This window comes from Clostridium estertheticum subsp. estertheticum (assembly GCF_001877035.1).
GTDB classification, from domain to species: Bacteria; Bacillota; Clostridia; order Clostridiales; family Clostridiaceae; genus Clostridium_AD; species Clostridium_AD estertheticum.
Genome location: NZ_CP015756.1, coordinates 4,108,843 through 4,125,104 on the forward strand (window position 1 = coordinate 4,108,843; position 16,262 = coordinate 4,125,104).

Sequence of the window (16,262 nt, forward strand, 5' to 3'; positions counted from 1 at the left end):
GCGAAAAAAGCAGACAAAAGCGGGGACAGTTAATAACTTTCCCCTATTTATTGTTATGCTAAAAACTCATTAGTTGTTAACCGTCCCTCTAATCCATCCCTCACCTTCCTCTGTTATTCTAAACGTTATATCCTCTTGGTGTTATAAATTTGCCATCTTTTACGTAACTTTGACTATTACCAATTATAACAATTGATAACATATCAGCTATGTTATCGTCAAAAGTATCTAGTGTTGAGATACTTACTTCTTGTCCATCTCGAAGTGCATTTTTAACTACAGCTATTGGAGTAGTTCCATCTCTGTGCATTTTTATTATATTTATACATTCTCTTAAATAATGAGGTCTCCCTTTACTTTTAGGATTGTACAGTGATATAACAAAATCACCTTCTGCGGCTAGATTTACTCTATTTTGAATCAGTTCGTATGGGGTCATTAAGTCACTTAAACTTATATTACAGTTATCATGCATTAATGGTGCACCAAGTACCGATGCTGCTGCAGATGAGGCCGTAACCCCTGGGATAACTTCAATTTCTTCATCCATTCTTAGCTGAAGAATTAGCCCTGCCATCCCATAAATTCCAGAATCACCAGTACTTACCACGCTCACAATCTTATCATGGCTAAGTTCTAACGCTTTTTTGCATCTCTCTTCCTCACCCTTCATACCTGTTGAGAATATTTCTTTGCCAGCAAGTAGAGGTTTTATCATATCTATATATTTGTTATAACCTACAATTATATCACTTTCTTTTATGGCGTCCATTGCTCTTATTGTCATATGTGGAAACCCACCTGGACCTATTCCAATTACATATAATTTTCCCAATTTATCGTCTCCTTCACTCCCTATTTTTTCCCTTCACGAAACATATGCGTAAATGTCTTATCATACAAAAGGCTTTTCTCATATTCACAATCTATGAAATCACCTACAAGAATTTGAGCACATTTAGTTATTTTAGCTTCTTTTACTTTCTCTGCTATATCATCTAAAGTTCCAATAATAGCTCTTTCATCTGCCCATGTAGCCCTCTCAATAACGGCTATTGGTACATTTCTTCCGTAACCTGCCTTAAGTTTTGCAACTACTTTATCTATCATACTTATAGATAAAAAAATGGCCATTGACGCCCCAATTGAAGCAAGCTTTTCTAAATCCTCAGTTTCTGGCACTGGAGTTCTGCCCTCAACCCTTGTAAGAATAAGGGTTTGAGTTACACTTGGAAGCGTAAATTCTTTTTTGATAACAGATGCTGCAGCCGAGAAGGAGCTTACCCCTGGCACAATTGAATAATCTATATTTAATTTATCTAACTCATCCATTTGCTCTTTTATTGCTCCATATATAGCCGGGTCTCCGGTGTGAAGTCTTACTACGCTTTTATTCTCGCTATCCGCTTTTTTCATAACCTCGATAACGTCCTCAAGAGTCATGGAAGCTGAATTGTGAACTACAACATCTTTTTTGCAAAATGTGATATGCTCTGCACTAACAAGCGATCCTGCATAAATAACCACATCGGCAGTCGATAATATATTTCTTCCCTTAACTGTAATTAAATCCACATCACCTGGGCCTGCACCAATAAAATAAACCATTAAATTCACCTCTCCTTTTAGAATAGTTATTACCTGTCCCCGCCTATTGTTTTGAGGATTAGTTCTTAACTGTCCCTACCTTTATTCTTTCTTCGCAATTATTAAACTCATATATTCTTTATTTTTTAATATATCTTCGCGACATCGAAGGACTTCTTGTCCTTCTCTACCAGCTCTTTTAACATATACATATTTATAACCCTTCGCTTCTAGGCAATCTAAAACTTCTTCTTCGATTTTATAAACCTTCATAATTACTAGGAATTTTTCATCCTTTATAGTATCGAGCCTTGATGCTGGAAGTATTAAAAGCGGTTCGTTCCCAATTACTAAATATTCATTAGCAATGCTTGCGCAAGCACAAAATGAGGTTATACCAGGAATTGTTTCAACTTCGTATCCACTTTCCTTAATGTAATTTAATAAATATATATATGTGCTATATACAAATGGATCTCCTATAGTTAAGAAAGCTACATCTTTTCCAGCTTTTAATTTTTCTTCAATAGACTTAAAAGCTTCATAAATCTTCGCTTCCTGCTCTGCTCCACCCATAGGAAAATGTTTAACCAAAACTTCTGAGTCCTTGTTAATATACTCCTCTGCTATTTCATGGGCTATGCTTTTTCCACCATTCATAGCACTCGGAACTACTATAACATCACATTTTCCAATAGTTTTAATTGCCTTTATCGTAAGCAGTTCCTTGTCGCCAGGTCCTACCCCTACCCCATATAATTTTGCCATTTTAAGCCCTCCATCTCTAGTAAAATAGTCTCTAGCCATATATTATCATGTAGCTAATTAATTTATATTTTCTATGACAACCACACTAAGATCATCAAAAACTTTATCTTTAATTTCTTCAACTGTACCTTTTATTATTTTTTCATCCGCATAAGATAATTCTAGACCAACATAAATAGTAGCTGCGATATTATTATCAAAAAGTTTTCTACATAAAGCTTGTGGTGAATTACTTTTATCAGTAAGCCACACAGATATCTCATGACTTTTCACAATCTCTATAAAATCTTCTTGCCTACCATGCATACTACCTAGATGAGCATTTTGCCATGGTTTTTTGAGCTTACACATTAAATATTGAAAAGAACTTATACCTGGAACTATCTCTGTTTTACCTTTAAAGTTATTATTTATATAGTTTACTATACCATAAAAACACGGATCACCCGATGCTATTATTGCGATATTTTTATCAATATTTTCTGTTATATAATCCATAATATTCTTTAATGTTTTAACTATTATCTTTTGAACATTAGTTTTAGGTATACTCGCTACAGCTCTCTCGAAACCTATGATCACATCAACCTTTTCCATAGTCTCTACTGCCAAAGGAATAATATATTTAGGGTTTCCGGGCCCAATACCCACTATATAAACCATATTTTCTGCAACCTTTCACTATTTATTCATGCATTAGTTATTAACTGTCCCCGCTTATTTGTCCAAACATTATGTTCATTAGTTGTTAACCGTCCCTACTTATTTTCCCTAGTGTCACACAAAATTCCTTTATTCATAGAAAACATAATAACTTCTGCGGGTATAGTATCATATGTATACTGAAATAATCTTTTCTTTACTTTATTTGCAATGCTTTCATATATTTCATTATAATCATCCTCTAATAACTTTATTGCTCCTTCTGTAGTTTTTTCTTTATAAACTTTAGTTACAATATCAGTAGGAGCGCCTATTAAAGCTAATTCTAGTGCTATTACTTCTAACCTCACGTCGCATACCCTACTATGAGTTTGAAAACATCCAGCTGCTATCTTGCATGCTTTTCCGATGTGCCCTATAAGAAGAATGCTTTCTATATGTTTTTCCATGCAGCTATTTAAAGCAAATCCTATATAGTTTGAAACCATTACTATATTATCAGATTTAAACCCTATCTTTGTTGCCATATCTTCCCCCATGTTACCAAAAACCAAGGTGAGATTTTTATGACCGGCGGCTACCTTTTGGGATATTTCTATATTAATAGATTCTGTAAGCGCTTCCTGTGACATTGGTGTTACAATGCCCGTTGTTCCTAGTATCGATATGCCACCTTCAATTCCAAGCCTTGGATTAAATGTTTTCTTGGCCACCTCTTCCCCCTCGGGTACGAATACAGTTATTGTAATCCCGGCGTCTTTTGGCAACACTTCCCTTACTTCTTTTTCTATCATTTTTCTAGGAACTGGGTTAATCGCCCAGTCACCCTTAGGTACATATAATCCTTCTCCCCTAACTATTCCAACGCCTATTCCGCCTTTTAATGTATATCCTGATTCTGATTTTTCAGCCCTTGACCAGATTTCCATGCCGTGAGTTGCATCAGGATCATCTCCACCATCTTTTATAATGCAGCACTCAACAAAGGTTTCTCCTTTTACTACCTTATATATTGGAAGCAATAGTTCTATACCCTTTGGGGTGTCTATCTTTATCTCATCAATATCCGTATCATAAAACAATATTTGCGTAGCCGCTTTTGCGGCCGCAGCAGCGCAAGATCCAGTTGTATATCCACACCTAAGTTTTTTACCATTAAAATTAACATATAAATCAAGCATTATCATGTACCCCCTGTTAAGGTTGTCATTTATTTTAGGTTATCAACATAATCTTTTGCTTCCTTTAATCCAAATCCAGTAATCTCTCTACATTTTTTTATAGCCTTAATTTTCCCCTCTTTGTCTATGATACTTTTTAACTCATCATCTAAAGGGTCTTTTGGAACTCCTACCTGCCTTGCGATCTTAATCAAATTTGAATTCATGCGAGTTATATGTTTTTGCAATGAATCAATCTTATTTGTAAGTATTGAAATATAAAGTACAATTACAAAGAGTATTAGGTAATCCATATTATATCTCCTCTCCCCCATTATGATTATTAAAAAAGTTCTTAATCTACGTGCTAACTTCTGTCCACTATCATATACATTAATGCATTTAATATAGATGCAGCCACAGTGCTTCCACCTTTTCTTCCCCTAACAACAATCATTGGGATGTCCAATTTTTCAATTTCTATTTTAGATTCTGCAGCTCCCACAAAGCCTATCGGTGTTGCTATTATAAATTTGGCATTACATTTTCCTTCCTCAATTAATTCCTTTAATCTAAATAAAGCTGTAGGTGCATTACCAAAAATAAAGAACTCAACACCATCTTCTACTGCCTTCTCCACGGCTGCCATAGAACGTGTTATGTGACGTGCCTTAGCAATTTCAGCCACCTTTTCATCACTAACAAAACATAAGGCATTACAATTCAAATCTTTAAGAGCTTTTTTATTTATACCTGCTAGCGCCATTTTTGTATCAGTATATATTGTTACTCCTTTTTTAAGTAACTCTACAGCCGCATCTATTGCTCCATCTCGAATATATAATATATTTTTATAATCAAAATCTGCCGTAGTATGTATTACTCTTTTAATTATTGAAAGTTCTCTAGGGGAATATTCATGCTCTCCCATTTCTTGTCCAATAATTTCAAAACTTCTCTTTTCTATGTCCATAGGAATTTTTATGTAATCCATATTTCAATCTCCTTTTGTTTTAGAATCAGATGGGGACGGTTAACAACTAATTGACTTAATCCATCTATTTAAAAATTTTTTTAAACCATAATAAATTTCCAAAAAAGTGAACATGTCCGTACACCGCTATAGTGTTTTTTTTAATATATCCACATAACCAATTTTTTCGGCTTCCATCATAAACGTCTTTAGAAAGTTTAAATATTTTTTCTTCTTGTAAATCAACAAATGATTTATGAAACTCATGGCAGTTTATGCTCATATCTTTTGGCAAAATAGTATTTTCTACCTCTACCTTAATTTTCGCATATCCAAAATTCTGAAGTCTTGTTGTTAAGGAATAATATCCATCAAAAAAGCCAACAGCTTTATGTGTTATTTGTTCTTCATCTAGACTCTTTTCCCCTAAAGTAAGGTACATTAATCCTCCACATTCAGCGTAACAGGGTAGTCCACTATCAAGAGCTTTTTTAATACTATAAATCATAGATGTATTTTCAGATAACTCTTTTATAAATACCTCAGGGTACCCCCCACCTAAATAAAGAAAATCAATATTGCTCGGTAGTTCATTATCAATAAGTGGACTAAAGTATATAACTTCTCCGAGTTCCTCTAGAAGCTCTAAATTTTCTTTATAATAAAAACTAAAAGCTTTATCGTAGGCTACAGCTATTCTTTTGCCCTTATTTTCAACATGAAAATTATCTACATATTTTTTACTTTCATTAAATTGTTCTAATAATAGATCCATATCCAAATGTTTTTCTAATAATTTGGCGCAAACTTCAATTTTTTCCTCAAGGTCCTCTATTTCACTACTTTGAATTAACCCTAAATGCCTACTTTTCAAAGATAATCTCTCATCTTTAGGAAGATAACCTAAAACTTTTATTTTACAATTTTTATCAATTGCCGATTTAAGCAAATTATAGTAACTCTCTGTTATGTTATTTAATATTATGCCACGTATATTCGCATCTTTAAAATTAACTATTCCATTTATTTCTGCACAAAAGGTTGCTACCTGAGCTTTTGGAGACAGTACAAGTATAATAGGTAAATCTAAAACCTTAGACACATGATATGTAGAATATGATGTATATATTCCTTTGCCATCATATAATCCCATTACACCTTCAACTACCCCTAAATCACCATGGCCTCTAGAAAAGCTAGCCTTAACTCCGGCCTCTCCCATAAGATATAAATCCAGATTTCTTGAATCTTGTCCCGTTATCTTTGAATGAAAAGCCGAGTCTATATAATCAGGCCCTACTTTATAACCCTGCACCTTGAAGCCCCTATTTTTTAAGGCTTTCATAATCCCAAGGGTTACTGTGGTTTTACCACCACCACTTGCATTTGAAGCTATAAATATACTCTGCATTTACACTCACATCCTTTTATGGACTGGCCCTTAAAGTCAATTAGTTGTTAACTGTCCCTCAAGTTTTGACTCTCACTTAAGTTCAATTAGTTGTTAACCGTCCCTCAAGTTTTGGCCTAAAGTTCTAATTTTTTTAAACACCGAATCAACTTTTCATTTCTGACATTATCCTTAATAGCCAGCCTTATAAACTTTTTGTCTAGTCCCCTAAAATTATCTGCTTTCCTTACAACAAATCCTTGCTCTAAACACAGTTTATAAAACTCATCTGCATCTATACCCTTTAATTTACATAACACAAAATTACCATAAGTTAAAAAGACTTTATCTATAAATGAAATACTATTTAACGCCTTTAAGAAAATAGGTCTTTCATCTCTTATCCATTGTTTGCTTTTTTCAATATACTCGACATCCCTTAGCACATTAATTGCTGCAACTTCTGCAAAACAGTTTATATTCCAAGGGTTTTGTTTATCTTTAATTTTTTTTATTAATTTAGCATCACTACTAACTCCATAGCCAAATCTTATGCCTGGCATTGCGAAAAATTTTGTTAAGGCCCTTATTATGAATAAGCATTTATAAGTTTTAACACTCTGCGCAAAACTGTGCAAATTATCTCCCGTAAATTCTATAAAAGCCTCATCTATTATTATGATTTTATTATTACCCTCACAATAATCAAGAATTTTTTTAAACTTAGCTTTATCAATGATATTACCATTAGGATTATTAGGATTAGCTAGGATTACCCCCTCTACATTTCGTAATCTATTAAGGATATCCTCATAATCATAAGAGAGCTGAGCATACTTATGCTTTAGCAAAACAGTCCCATTAAAATTTTCTTTTAAGTGAGAATATTCTATATTACAAGCCCACTTTTTAGCGTCAATTTCATACTCTACAAAGGAAGGTACTACAATTAGTACACTTCTAAGGCAAGATATAACTAAATCAATTATTTCAGCTGCCCCATTTCCTAAAACAAAATACTCCTCTGGGCAACTAATGTATTTGCCGAGTGCCTTTAATACATTCCTATATTGAATATCTGGATATCTAGTTAATGCATCTAAAGCAAAACTAATATTGTCAGTAAAACTTTTAGGAACGCCAAGTGGATTTATATTAGAACTATAATCTAATAGTTCTCGTCCCTCAAGTAATCCATTAGTATAAATATCTCCACCATGTATCATAAATACCTTCCTTTCTTTGGGCTCCACCTGTACTTATAATTTCATCTTCAAGTAGCCACGAATACTTCTAAATACCCTTATGTGTTTTTCCTACATTTTTAAATTTTTCATTAATTACATCATTAATATGTTGTATATAAATATCTTGTACAGCAATATTTTCTCCTAATCCATGTAGGTATATCCTTACTTTAAATCCCTCTGCTTCTAAAACATTTTTCCATGACTCTTCCTTTTCACCAACCATATCATTCTTAACATGATCGCCTGCAACTAAAAGTAGCGGCATTAGAATAACTTCTTTAGTCCCCTGAGCTATAACGTTTGGTATTACTCTATCCAAAGTTGGATACCCCTCTACTGTTGCTACATGAACGTTTTTAAACCCTCTGTCCCTTAGAACACTTTCGAAGCAACAATATACTGCATTCGCAATATGGCTTGTACCATGACCCATTAAAATTACTGTGTCATCTTTTGGTAATTGATTTGATAAAGCATCAACCATTATTGTGTAATCATCCGGCACGCCATCCTCTTCTCCCTTAAAACATATAAGTGGTCTTCCTACCAAAATATTGTCAAATGCATTGCATTCCTTATATTTATTAACTACATTGTTTACATAATCATATTCTGCTCCTGGAATAACATGTAAGGGCTGAACAATTACCTCATTATAACCTTCATTTTTGAGTTTTTCCAAAGCTTCCTCTGGTGTATCTATATAAATATTATCTCTATTTTTAAGAACCTTAAGAATAACATGCGAAGTAAACGCTCTTCTTATGTCATAATCTACAAAGGTATTTTTTATTTTATTTTCTATTACATCAATAGTTACCTTTCTTGTGTCTTCATATGTTGTTCCAAAACTTACAACTAAAATTGCTTTCTTCATTGTTTGCTTCCACCTTATCATGTATTTTTCGGAATTTTGAACTCTATTTGCTCCTAATATCTTTTCAAAAAAACAAAAAGTAGTTCACCTGAGATAGCGACTACTTTTTAATTAATTTGTAATAAAATTAACTGCATTAAAAAGTCCTTTCCCTCCGAAAGCTTTGTTAACATCATTTAGGCAGGTCTCCTGGCTTTTGATTTCTCAATTACAGTAGCGGGGGCTGCTGCGGACTTAAACCACATTCCCTTTTCACCTAATACTCTAGGCACCTAAAATTATATTCTATTGTACTATTAGTTTATTATAATTAAGTGGCGGTGTCAATGTCATTGTAAAACTTAAGGGTTGGAGGGTTATCTTTAGTCCTAAGGGAGAAAGGTAAGGGACGGTTAACAACTAATTGCTGTTTTAGATAATATTTAAGACGGGGACGGTTAACAACTAATGAACATTAACCTAAAAAAATGAATAGCATTATACTCCATAGGAAACAATTAAAATAGTACTTTATGAGGAGAGGTGATTTTTGTGCCAAGAACGGCAAGAGTAAAAACAGATGAGTCGATATTTCATATCATGTGCAAAAGTATAAGTGAAGTAACTTTATTCAAGGATGACGAAGATAAGAAACGGTATTTATTACTTATAAAGAAGTATAAAACTCTCCATAATTTTAAGCTTTATGGGTACTGCCTTATGGATAACCACGCACATTTAATGATTGATGCTAATGGCTGTGATATATCAAAAATAATGCATGGTATAAATTTTTCTTATGCAATGTACTTTAATAGAAAATATAAAAGGGAAGGACACCTTTTTAAAGATAGATTTAAGAGCAAAATAGTTTATAACGATAGATATTTAAGGACCTTATCTCTTTATGTGCACAATAATCCTACAGACATAATCGAATATAAAGATTCTCCTGAAAAATTCACTTTTTCTAGTCTATCAATATTTTTAGGAAAAACAACTGATTCTTTTAACTTAGTTGATTATGTATTTGTTATGAGTCTTTTTGGTGATAACCTTAAAAGTGCAAGGAAAAATTACTATAACCTTCTCTTTAGGTGTAATGAAGAAAAATTAGAACAGGAAATGGAGTTTGAAGATGAAAAAACAGATTATAATAGTGAAAGGAACATACTGATACGCGATTTTAAACCAGATGACATATTGGAATTTATATCATTTAAGATGAATATATCAAAAATCCATTTTTATACGAAGTACAGTAGAAAATGTGTTAAAGCGAAAGCTTTAGCTGTTGTTTTAATGAGAAGCTTATGCAATTTTAAATCAAAAGACATATCTAACACGCTTGGAAATATTACTCAAGCTAGAATATCTAGATTAAGCACTATTTGTATAGGTTTAATCGGGACAGAAGAAAAATATAGAAATATTATTGATGATTTTATTAAATGTTACTCTTAATAAATACTAATTTTCATATTAAAGAAATTTATAAAAATTTCAGAATAATAATTAACTATATTTATTTGAGTGAACATTGGACAAGCTTGGGAAATGCATTATCTATTATAACAAAAAATAAAATGCTAGATTAATTAGTTAATTTAGTCATAAAAAGGTGCAAATTCTAAAAAAATTTGCACCTAAATAAAAGCTAATTAGTTGTTAACCGTCCCCACCTGAGGCTTACCTAAATTATTGCTATAAACAAAATCATTGTTAAAATCTCAACTAATTCATTATTAGCTCCCAAACTGTCACCTGTGAGTCCTGTAATTTTGCTCTCACAGAACTTATTAAATAAGAAACTTAAAAATAAAGCTGGAACTATTAATACAACACTATTTTTGATTCCTATTAATAAAGCTCCAAGTATAATAGTTATTACCCCTGCAATTACTAGTCTTTTAACATCAATATTGGCAATAAATATATTACCTGAACCTGTCTCTTTAGCATTTTTACCTATAAAAGATATAAATACCACAGTAAATCTTGCAATTATTGGAGCCGCAATTAATATAAGTGGTAAATCAATTTGTATGATAGTAGTCACCGCGGCATAACGTACTAACATATCAAATACTATAGCGATAGTCGCGAAAGTACCTACTGAGCTATCTTTCATAACTTCTATGATTTTGTATTTATCACCTTTTAACGAAAAGAAGCCATCACATGTATCTCCAAGTCCATCAACATGCAATCCTCCAGTAATAATTATTGGTATTATAACTACAAATACTGCTGTAATGTTTACTGGTAACACTTTTATTAACAAATAATATACTATCCATTGAACAATTCCTATAAATAATCCCACTATAGGAAAAAATATAGATCCTCTCTTAAAGTTTTCTTTCTCACAATTTAAACTTTTATTTATAGGTATTCGTGTGAAAAACTGAAAAAACAGTAAAAAATCATTTAAATATTCTCTCATTTCATTGCTTGCAACGAGCTGTCATTGCAAAGCTCACCTCTTTCCTATATTGTAATAATTATTTTAATTTTAAAGGTAACCCACAAGAAACTAGATATACCTCATCGCTTTGACTTGCTATGTATTGATTTACAAATCCTGCTATATCCCTAAATACTCTACTAAGCTTATTCTCCGGTACAAGTCCAGAACCTACTTCATTAGTTACCATAACTAAATTAATATTTGCTACCCTAGCCTTTAATATTAACTTTTCAAACTGAGTTTTTATATCATCTAATAACTCGTCTATTTTTCCCATAGATATTTTATCAAAATCTATTTTTTCCTTAAACATTAAGTTAGTTATCATAATTGTAACGCAATCAAGCAATATATTGCTTATATCGTATTTCTCTATAGCCTTATCCAAGTCATAAAAACCCTCATAGGTTGTCCATCTTGAGTTTCTCGAGTCTATATGCTTTTTTATCCGATCACCCATTTCCTCATCTGTAACTATTGCCGTTGCAATATATAAGACATCATCAGTATTTTTAAAGATTTTTTCAGCAAAACTACTTTTCCCACTTCGACTTCCACCAGTTACTAAAATTATTTTGTTCATATACACTCACCTCCTAGTTATGTATAATGGCATCAATATATAAATTACCATATTCATATTTAATAATGCTTATATCTCCATTTTTACATCCAAATTTCCAAAATAAATCAATATTTTCATCCATAATATAACAATATATAGCCCTTATGACCCCTGAATGAGCACATATTAAAATATTATCAAAATCTAACTTTTTAATATTGTCCATAAAACTCTTAACTCTCATGCACAATTCAACATAACTTTCACCCTTAGGTGGTACGAATTCTTTCCAATTATCCGTCCAGCATAAACATTCCTTAGGATAAAGCATCTTAATTTCTTCGTAAGTTTTACCTTCAAAGTCTCCAAAATTAGTCTCATTTATTCTGCTATCTTGTATAATTTCCATTTCCTTTAACCCTAAAGCTAATTTTGCCATTTCCAAAGTTCTTCTTTTATCACTAACATATACTCTATCTAATTTTATATCACTAAAGAAATGTTTTGCCTTATTTCCTTGAGCTACACCTATTTCATTTAGACATATATCCAAATTACCATAATAAGAACCTTTTCTATTTTCTTCAGTTTGACCATGTCTTAACAGATATATATTCATATTTTATCACACCCTACAATATTTCTAAGGGATTCTCCCTTATATCTATATACTTTTTGCTGTCAAGCTTCGCATCTTCGAACGTTCCCATATTATCCATTGTGTACAAAGCCGCCTCAATAATATTAAAAGCCAGAGGACAACCTGAACCCTCTCCTAGTCTCATGTTCAAATTTAGCATTGGTTTTAAGCCAATTTCTTTCATTACAAAATCCGCTCCAGGTTCCGCAGACAAGTGGGATGCAAAAATATACCCTATTACTAAAGGGTTTAATTTATAAGCACAAAGTGCTGCCGCGGATGCTATAAACCCATCAATAACAATAGGCACCCTGTTTTTAGCCGCAGCTAAGAAGCAACCACATAACCCTGCAATATCAAATCCACCAACTTTTGAGATAACATCTATAACATCATTTTTATCTGGCTTATTTACCTCAATAGATTTTTTAATAACCCTTTTTTTATTAATGAATTGCTCCTCTGTTATTCCCGAGCCTTTGCCTACTGACTCTTCAACTTCAAGTCCAGAGAAAACACTTAAAATTGCTGCACTTGTGGCAGTATTACCTACACCCATTTCGCCAGTTCCAAGCAAATCATAACCATCGAGAACTAAATTATCAACTGTTTCAATTCCAACTTCTATAGCCTTAATTGTCTGCTCCCTAGTCATTGCGGGACCCTTCATCATATTCATAGTACCATATGCTATCTTTTTATTTATAACTTTAGGATTGTTTAAATCAGCATCAATGCCTACATCTACAACAGTAATATCACTTCCAGAAAATTTCGATAACACATAAACGCCTGTTATCTTTTTAGTGAAATTATTAGTTACTGTAGCAGTTACACTTTTAGGGCAGTTAGATACATTTTCTTCCACAACTCCATTATCACTACACATTATAACAACATTCTTTTTATTGATTTTATTATGTATGTTTCCAGTAATTCCTGCCATCTTAGCTATGATATTTTCCAATTCACCAAGACTTCCTATAGGTTTTGATAAACTATCCAGTCTATCCCAAGCCTTTTTCACTGCTTCCTTATTTAGCGGTTCTATAAATTGTAATGTTTCTTTTAAAAGTCCCATTTGTTTATCCCCCTGCTCGTCTAAGTTTATTACACTAATAGTATTCCAAAGGAAAAACTTTTTCAAGCAAAACAGCTAATTAACATCAAGAATGTTCATTAGTTGTTAACCGTCCCCCACCTCTTATCCATTTAAGCCCCAAAAAACAGGAACACCAAAATGTCCCTGTTCCTTCTTTTCATTATTTTTTCTAGTATATATCATTATCATCTATAATTGGTAAACTTTCTAAGTTATTTGCTTTATTTTGATCAGGTAGACTTCTTAAGAATTCTTCACCTTTTTTAGAAGTTGAGACAGAAACTCCACTTATATTTCCTTGCTTGGCAAGTGAGACGGCTTGTTCTTTAGAAATTATTTCTCCATTTTCAAGTTCATATGCTGTTATTTCTCCTTGATTGTCTTTCGCCACTTTACTAATTACATGAGTTGAGCCTTCGCTTTTATTCATAATAACACTACCTCCTATTATATTAAATGCATAACAAAATGCATTTTTATTGATAGATACTAAAGCAATATTAGCTATTTTATAAAATAAAGTATCTTCATATACAGTTTTACCAATTATATAAATTTTATGATATGTATTATTTAAATTTTTTGGCAATAATATATATAGAGTTCTTGCAAGTTATTCGCATTTAGGTGTATAATGTCTGTTGCTACTATTATTTTAATCATATAATTTTTGTATAATTGTATGGTTAATTTTGTTATAACTAATAAGGAGGAAATTGATGATTAACATAAAGAATTTATGTTTTACATATACAAATTCAAAGCAATACATACTAGATAACATCAATGTTAAAATCGAGAAGGGCAGTTACGTTTCAATTTTAGGTGAAAATGGTAGTGCTAAAAGTACCTTACTTAAATTGATATTAAATTTATTGAAACCAAATAGTGGTCAAATTATTATAGATACATCAAGAATAGCATACGTTGCACAAAAAGTTGAAAATTTTAATGCGCAGTTCCCTATAACAGTTTATGAAATGCTAAATTGCCATAGGAGGGTACTAAAACTTAAAGATAAAAGTCTAATTTCAAAAAGTCTTAAGGCAGTGGGAATGGAGGACCATACCCATACTCTTATTGGAAATCTATCTGGTGGTCAGCAACAAAAGATTTTTATAGCTAGGAGTTTAATAGGAAATCCTGAGCTATTGATTTTAGATGAACCTTCTACTGGAATAGACATTCAAAGCATGGAAGATATATATGGAATTATTAAGGGGTTAAATACTAACCTAGGAATTACAGTTGTCTCTGTAGAACATAATTTAAAAGCTGCATTAGATAACTCAACAGATATTTTCGAAATGAGTAATAGAAATGGAATACTTTATACTATTAATGATTATAAATATAAAATAACCCAGGAAAGGGGCTAACTCTACTTTATGTTTGAATATGGTTTTATGCAAAATGCTTTAATTGCCTCAGTTCTAATTTCTATACTTTTTCCAATTGTAGGTGTTTTTCTTGTGTTAAAAAGGTATTCCATGATGGGAGATACAATGGCACATGCCTCCTTGGCCGGTGTCGCTATAGGACTTGTTTTTGGTTTCAATCCTATACTTGGCGCTTTTGCTTTTACAGCCCTATGTGGTTTATCTATTGAATTTTTAAGAGATTATTACAAAAAATATGCAGAATTAATTCTAGCAATTATACTTACCTTTAGTGTAGGTATAGCAATAACCTTAATAAGTACAGGTAAAGCCGGTGCTAATGTTAATTCTTATCTATTCGGAAGCCTATTAACTGTTACACAAAATGACTTGTACATAATGCTTGTACTTAGCATTGTTTCGATAATAACATTGTTTTCATTATATAATCAATTACTATATATTACTTTCGATGAAGAAGGAGCTAAGGTTTCTGGCGCAAAAGTTAAAGTAATTAACTACATCTTCGCTCTACTTGTGGGTGCCACTATTTCAGTATCATTAAGAATACTTGGAATACTTGTCATGTCATCCATGATAGCCTTACCTGTAGCAACAGCATTGCAGCTAAATAAAGGTTTTAAGAAAACTTTATTTTGCTCTATAATGTTTGGCTTCATTGACATAATTTTAGGGCTTGTTATATCCTACTATGTAAATTGTGCCCCAGGAGGCAGTATTGCTTTGACTTCTGTTTTTGTATTAATTATTGTAATAAGTAGTAAAAAAATATTATCAAGGGGTTAGATGTGACTTCAAATACTATAATCTTCTGAAATTCAGGAAGGTCATTTAGAGACCATAGGCTTCATTTACGAAAAAATAGTTCTTAAGCTAACCCAACTTGTTGGTTAGGTAATGCTATTAATCAGAGTTAAAAAAACTATGAAATCACCTTATACTTTTCATAGTTTTTTTAATAATTATATAATTTTTTAAATTTCTTCTAAAAGCATATTCTCATCATATTTTTGGCCACCCATTAGCCTAAAAATAATATCATCTCTTTTATATCCTATATCATTTTGATTAGCAATAATATCAGCTTTTCTAACCCCTTTGACCTTGAGTTTATAATCCTTAAAGAGTCTTTTTATCATTCCCTTGTTTATTTTAAGCAAGACTTCTAATTCTTCAATTGGATAAATTTCTTTTATTAAAATATTTTCAAGTTTTCTCTGCATATCAATTTTATATTCTAAATCTAATCGCCTATTCTTATGAGGGCCTGTTTCGCCCCTATGATGCAATGTACAAAGATATCTAAAGTTAAGTGGAAATTCAATTCCGCCTTGGCTTTTATAAACTATATGATGTTTATCCGCTGGATTTCCACAGACTTCACACGTAAGCAATATATTACCCCCTTAAAGTATTAAAAGACAAAACAATTATTAGT

General features: G+C 32.0%; 19 protein-coding genes and 1 riboswitch. Of the genes, 3 read left to right on the plus strand and 16 right to left on the minus strand.

The features are described 5' to 3' along the window. Nucleotides 1-118: 118 nt before the first annotated feature. From cobJ to A7L45_RS19170, 10 genes are all read right to left on the minus strand, one after another. Entirely contained in the window at nt 119-835 is a 717-nt protein-coding gene (gene cobJ, locus A7L45_RS19125; RefSeq protein ID WP_071614263.1) for a precorrin-3B C(17)-methyltransferase, read from the minus strand. A gap of 20 nt (nt 836-855) precedes the next feature. Further along, entirely contained in the window at nt 856-1,608 is a 753-nt protein-coding gene (gene cobM, locus A7L45_RS19130; RefSeq protein WP_071614264.1) for a precorrin-4 C(11)-methyltransferase, read from the minus strand. Nucleotides 1,609-1,689: 81 nt separating this feature from the next. Then, entirely contained in the window at nt 1,690-2,355 is a 666-nt protein-coding gene (locus A7L45_RS19135) for a cobalt-factor II C(20)-methyltransferase (protein ID WP_071614265.1), read from the minus strand. A 57-nt stretch (nt 2,356-2,412) separates the two neighbouring features. Beyond that, nucleotides 2,413-3,018 (minus strand): precorrin-6y C5,15-methyltransferase (decarboxylating) subunit CbiE, encoded by a 606-nt coding sequence (cbiE, locus tag A7L45_RS19140; RefSeq protein WP_071614266.1) that lies wholly within the window; start codon nt 3,016-3,018, stop codon nt 2,413-2,415. A gap of 95 nt (nt 3,019-3,113) precedes the next feature. Beyond that, entirely contained in the window at nt 3,114-4,199 is a 1,086-nt protein-coding gene (gene cbiD / locus A7L45_RS19145) for a cobalt-precorrin-5B (C(1))-methyltransferase CbiD (protein ID WP_071614267.1), read from the minus strand. A 29-nt stretch (nt 4,200-4,228) separates the two neighbouring features. After that, nucleotides 4,229-4,492: a ribosomal protein L7/L12 gene (locus A7L45_RS19150; protein ID WP_071614268.1), complete on the minus strand. Its 264-nt coding sequence runs from the start codon at nt 4,490-4,492 to the stop codon at nt 4,229-4,231. A 53-nt stretch (nt 4,493-4,545) separates the two neighbouring features. Beyond that, on the minus strand, nt 4,546-5,172 hold the full coding sequence (locus A7L45_RS19155) for a precorrin-8X methylmutase (protein ID WP_071614269.1): 627 nt from the start codon (nt 5,170-5,172) through the stop codon (nt 4,546-4,548). A 64-nt stretch (nt 5,173-5,236) separates the two neighbouring features. After that, a complete protein-coding gene (locus tag A7L45_RS19160) occupies nt 5,237-6,562 on the minus strand; it encodes a cobyrinic acid a,c-diamide synthase CobB (RefSeq protein WP_071614270.1) in 1,326 nt (441 codons plus the stop codon). Nucleotides 6,563-6,678: 116 nt separating this feature from the next. Next, nucleotides 6,679-7,767 carry a pyridoxal phosphate-dependent aminotransferase gene (locus A7L45_RS19165; protein ID WP_071614271.1) on the minus strand — a complete coding sequence of 363 codons (1,089 nt, stop codon included), beginning with the start codon at nt 7,765-7,767 and terminating at the stop codon, nt 6,679-6,681. Nucleotides 7,768-7,834: 67 nt separating this feature from the next. After that, complete coding sequence (locus A7L45_RS19170) at nt 7,835-8,668, minus strand: sirohydrochlorin cobaltochelatase (RefSeq protein WP_071614272.1); 834 nt, start codon at nt 8,666-8,668, stop codon at nt 7,835-7,837. 162 nt (nt 8,669-8,830) lie between these two features. Further along, nucleotides 8,831-8,960, minus strand: a riboswitch (cobalamin riboswitch). 239 nt (nt 8,961-9,199) lie between these two features. Between A7L45_RS19170 and A7L45_RS19175 the strand changes: the two genes are divergently transcribed. After that, the gene (locus A7L45_RS19175) at nt 9,200-10,111 is read left to right on the plus strand and encodes a transposase (protein WP_071614273.1); all 912 of its coding nucleotides are present in this window, start codon (nt 9,200-9,202) and stop codon (nt 10,109-10,111) included. Nucleotides 10,112-10,340: 229 nt separating this feature from the next. On the opposite strand, the gene cobS is transcribed toward A7L45_RS19175, so the two are convergent. The 5 genes from cobS to A7L45_RS19200 all read right to left on the minus strand — a co-directional run bounded on the left by cobS (nt 10,341) and on the right by A7L45_RS19200 (nt 13,854). Continuing rightward, the gene (gene cobS / locus A7L45_RS19180) at nt 10,341-11,093 is read right to left on the minus strand and encodes an adenosylcobinamide-GDP ribazoletransferase (RefSeq protein WP_071614274.1); all 753 of its coding nucleotides are present in this window, start codon (nt 11,091-11,093) and stop codon (nt 10,341-10,343) included. A gap of 58 nt (nt 11,094-11,151) precedes the next feature. Continuing rightward, nucleotides 11,152-11,700: a bifunctional adenosylcobinamide kinase/adenosylcobinamide-phosphate guanylyltransferase gene (cobU, locus tag A7L45_RS19185; RefSeq protein ID WP_071614275.1), complete on the minus strand. Its 549-nt coding sequence runs from the start codon at nt 11,698-11,700 to the stop codon at nt 11,152-11,154. Nucleotides 11,701-11,713: 13 nt separating this feature from the next. Then, a complete protein-coding gene (gene cobC, locus A7L45_RS19190) occupies nt 11,714-12,301 on the minus strand; it encodes an alpha-ribazole phosphatase (RefSeq protein ID WP_071614276.1) in 588 nt (195 codons plus the stop codon). A gap of 13 nt (nt 12,302-12,314) precedes the next feature. Continuing rightward, nucleotides 12,315-13,403, minus strand: a complete 1,089-nt coding sequence (cobT, locus tag A7L45_RS19195; protein WP_071614277.1) for a nicotinate-nucleotide--dimethylbenzimidazole phosphoribosyltransferase — start codon at nt 13,401-13,403, stop codon at nt 12,315-12,317. 190 nt (nt 13,404-13,593) lie between these two features. Next, nucleotides 13,594-13,854, minus strand: coding sequence for a DUF3892 domain-containing protein (locus A7L45_RS19200; RefSeq protein ID WP_071615060.1), 261 nt, complete (start codon nt 13,852-13,854; stop codon nt 13,594-13,596). A gap of 289 nt (nt 13,855-14,143) precedes the next feature. Between A7L45_RS19200 and A7L45_RS19205 the strand changes: the two genes are divergently transcribed. Together A7L45_RS19205 and A7L45_RS19210 are read left to right on the plus strand one after the other, a co-directional pair. Beyond that, the gene (locus A7L45_RS19205) at nt 14,144-14,803 is read left to right on the plus strand and encodes a metal ABC transporter ATP-binding protein (protein WP_071614278.1); all 660 of its coding nucleotides are present in this window, start codon (nt 14,144-14,146) and stop codon (nt 14,801-14,803) included. Nucleotides 14,804-14,812: 9 nt separating this feature from the next. Beyond that, entirely contained in the window at nt 14,813-15,610 is a 798-nt protein-coding gene (locus A7L45_RS19210) for a metal ABC transporter permease (protein ID WP_071614279.1), read from the plus strand. 188 nt (nt 15,611-15,798) lie between these two features. On the opposite strand, the gene A7L45_RS19215 is transcribed toward A7L45_RS19210, so the two are convergent. After that, the gene (locus A7L45_RS19215; protein ID WP_071614280.1) at nt 15,799-16,218 is read right to left on the minus strand and encodes an HNH endonuclease; all 420 of its coding nucleotides are present in this window, start codon (nt 16,216-16,218) and stop codon (nt 15,799-15,801) included. Nucleotides 16,219-16,262 lie beyond the last annotated feature (44 nt).

Bases quoted from the DNA above. Each gene is read 5' to 3' on its own strand.
- cobM (WP_071614264.1), bottom strand. From the start codon at position 1,608: ATGGTTTATTTTATTGGTGCAGGCCCAGGTGATGTGGATTTAATTACA.
- A7L45_RS19135 (WP_071614265.1), bottom strand. From the start codon at position 2,355: ATGGCAAAATTATATGGGGTAGGGGTAGGACCTGGCGACAAGGAACTG.
- cbiE (WP_071614266.1), bottom strand. From the start codon at position 3,018: ATGGTTTATATAGTGGGTATTGGGCCCGGAAACCCTAAATATATTATT.
- cbiD (WP_071614267.1), bottom strand. From the start codon at position 4,199: ATGCTTGATTTATATGTTAATTTTAATGGTAAAAAACTTAGGTGTGGA.
- A7L45_RS19150 (WP_071614268.1), bottom strand. From the start codon at position 4,492: ATGGATTACCTAATACTCTTTGTAATTGTACTTTATATTTCAATACTT.
- A7L45_RS19155 (WP_071614269.1), bottom strand. From the start codon at position 5,172: ATGGATTACATAAAAATTCCTATGGACATAGAAAAGAGAAGTTTTGAA.
- A7L45_RS19160 (WP_071614270.1), bottom strand. From the start codon at position 6,562: ATGCAGAGTATATTTATAGCTTCAAATGCAAGTGGTGGTGGTAAAACC.
- A7L45_RS19165 (WP_071614271.1), bottom strand. From the start codon at position 7,767: ATGATACATGGTGGAGATATTTATACTAATGGATTACTTGAGGGACGA.
- A7L45_RS19170 (WP_071614272.1), bottom strand. From the start codon at position 8,668: ATGAAGAAAGCAATTTTAGTTGTAAGTTTTGGAACAACATATGAAGAC.
- cobS (WP_071614274.1), bottom strand. From the start codon at position 11,093: ATGAGAGAATATTTAAATGATTTTTTACTGTTTTTTCAGTTTTTCACA.
- cobU (WP_071614275.1), bottom strand. From the start codon at position 11,700: ATGAACAAAATAATTTTAGTAACTGGTGGAAGTCGAAGTGGGAAAAGT.
- cobC (WP_071614276.1), bottom strand. From the start codon at position 12,301: ATGAATATATATCTGTTAAGACATGGTCAAACTGAAGAAAATAGAAAA.
- cobT (WP_071614277.1), bottom strand. From the start codon at position 13,403: ATGGGACTTTTAAAAGAAACATTACAATTTATAGAACCGCTAAATAAG.
- A7L45_RS19200 (WP_071615060.1), bottom strand. From the start codon at position 13,854: ATGAATAAAAGCGAAGGCTCAACTCATGTAATTAGTAAAGTGGCGAAA.
- A7L45_RS19205 (WP_071614278.1), top strand. From the start codon at position 14,144: ATGATTAACATAAAGAATTTATGTTTTACATATACAAATTCAAAGCAA.
- A7L45_RS19210 (WP_071614279.1), top strand. From the start codon at position 14,813: ATGTTTGAATATGGTTTTATGCAAAATGCTTTAATTGCCTCAGTTCTA.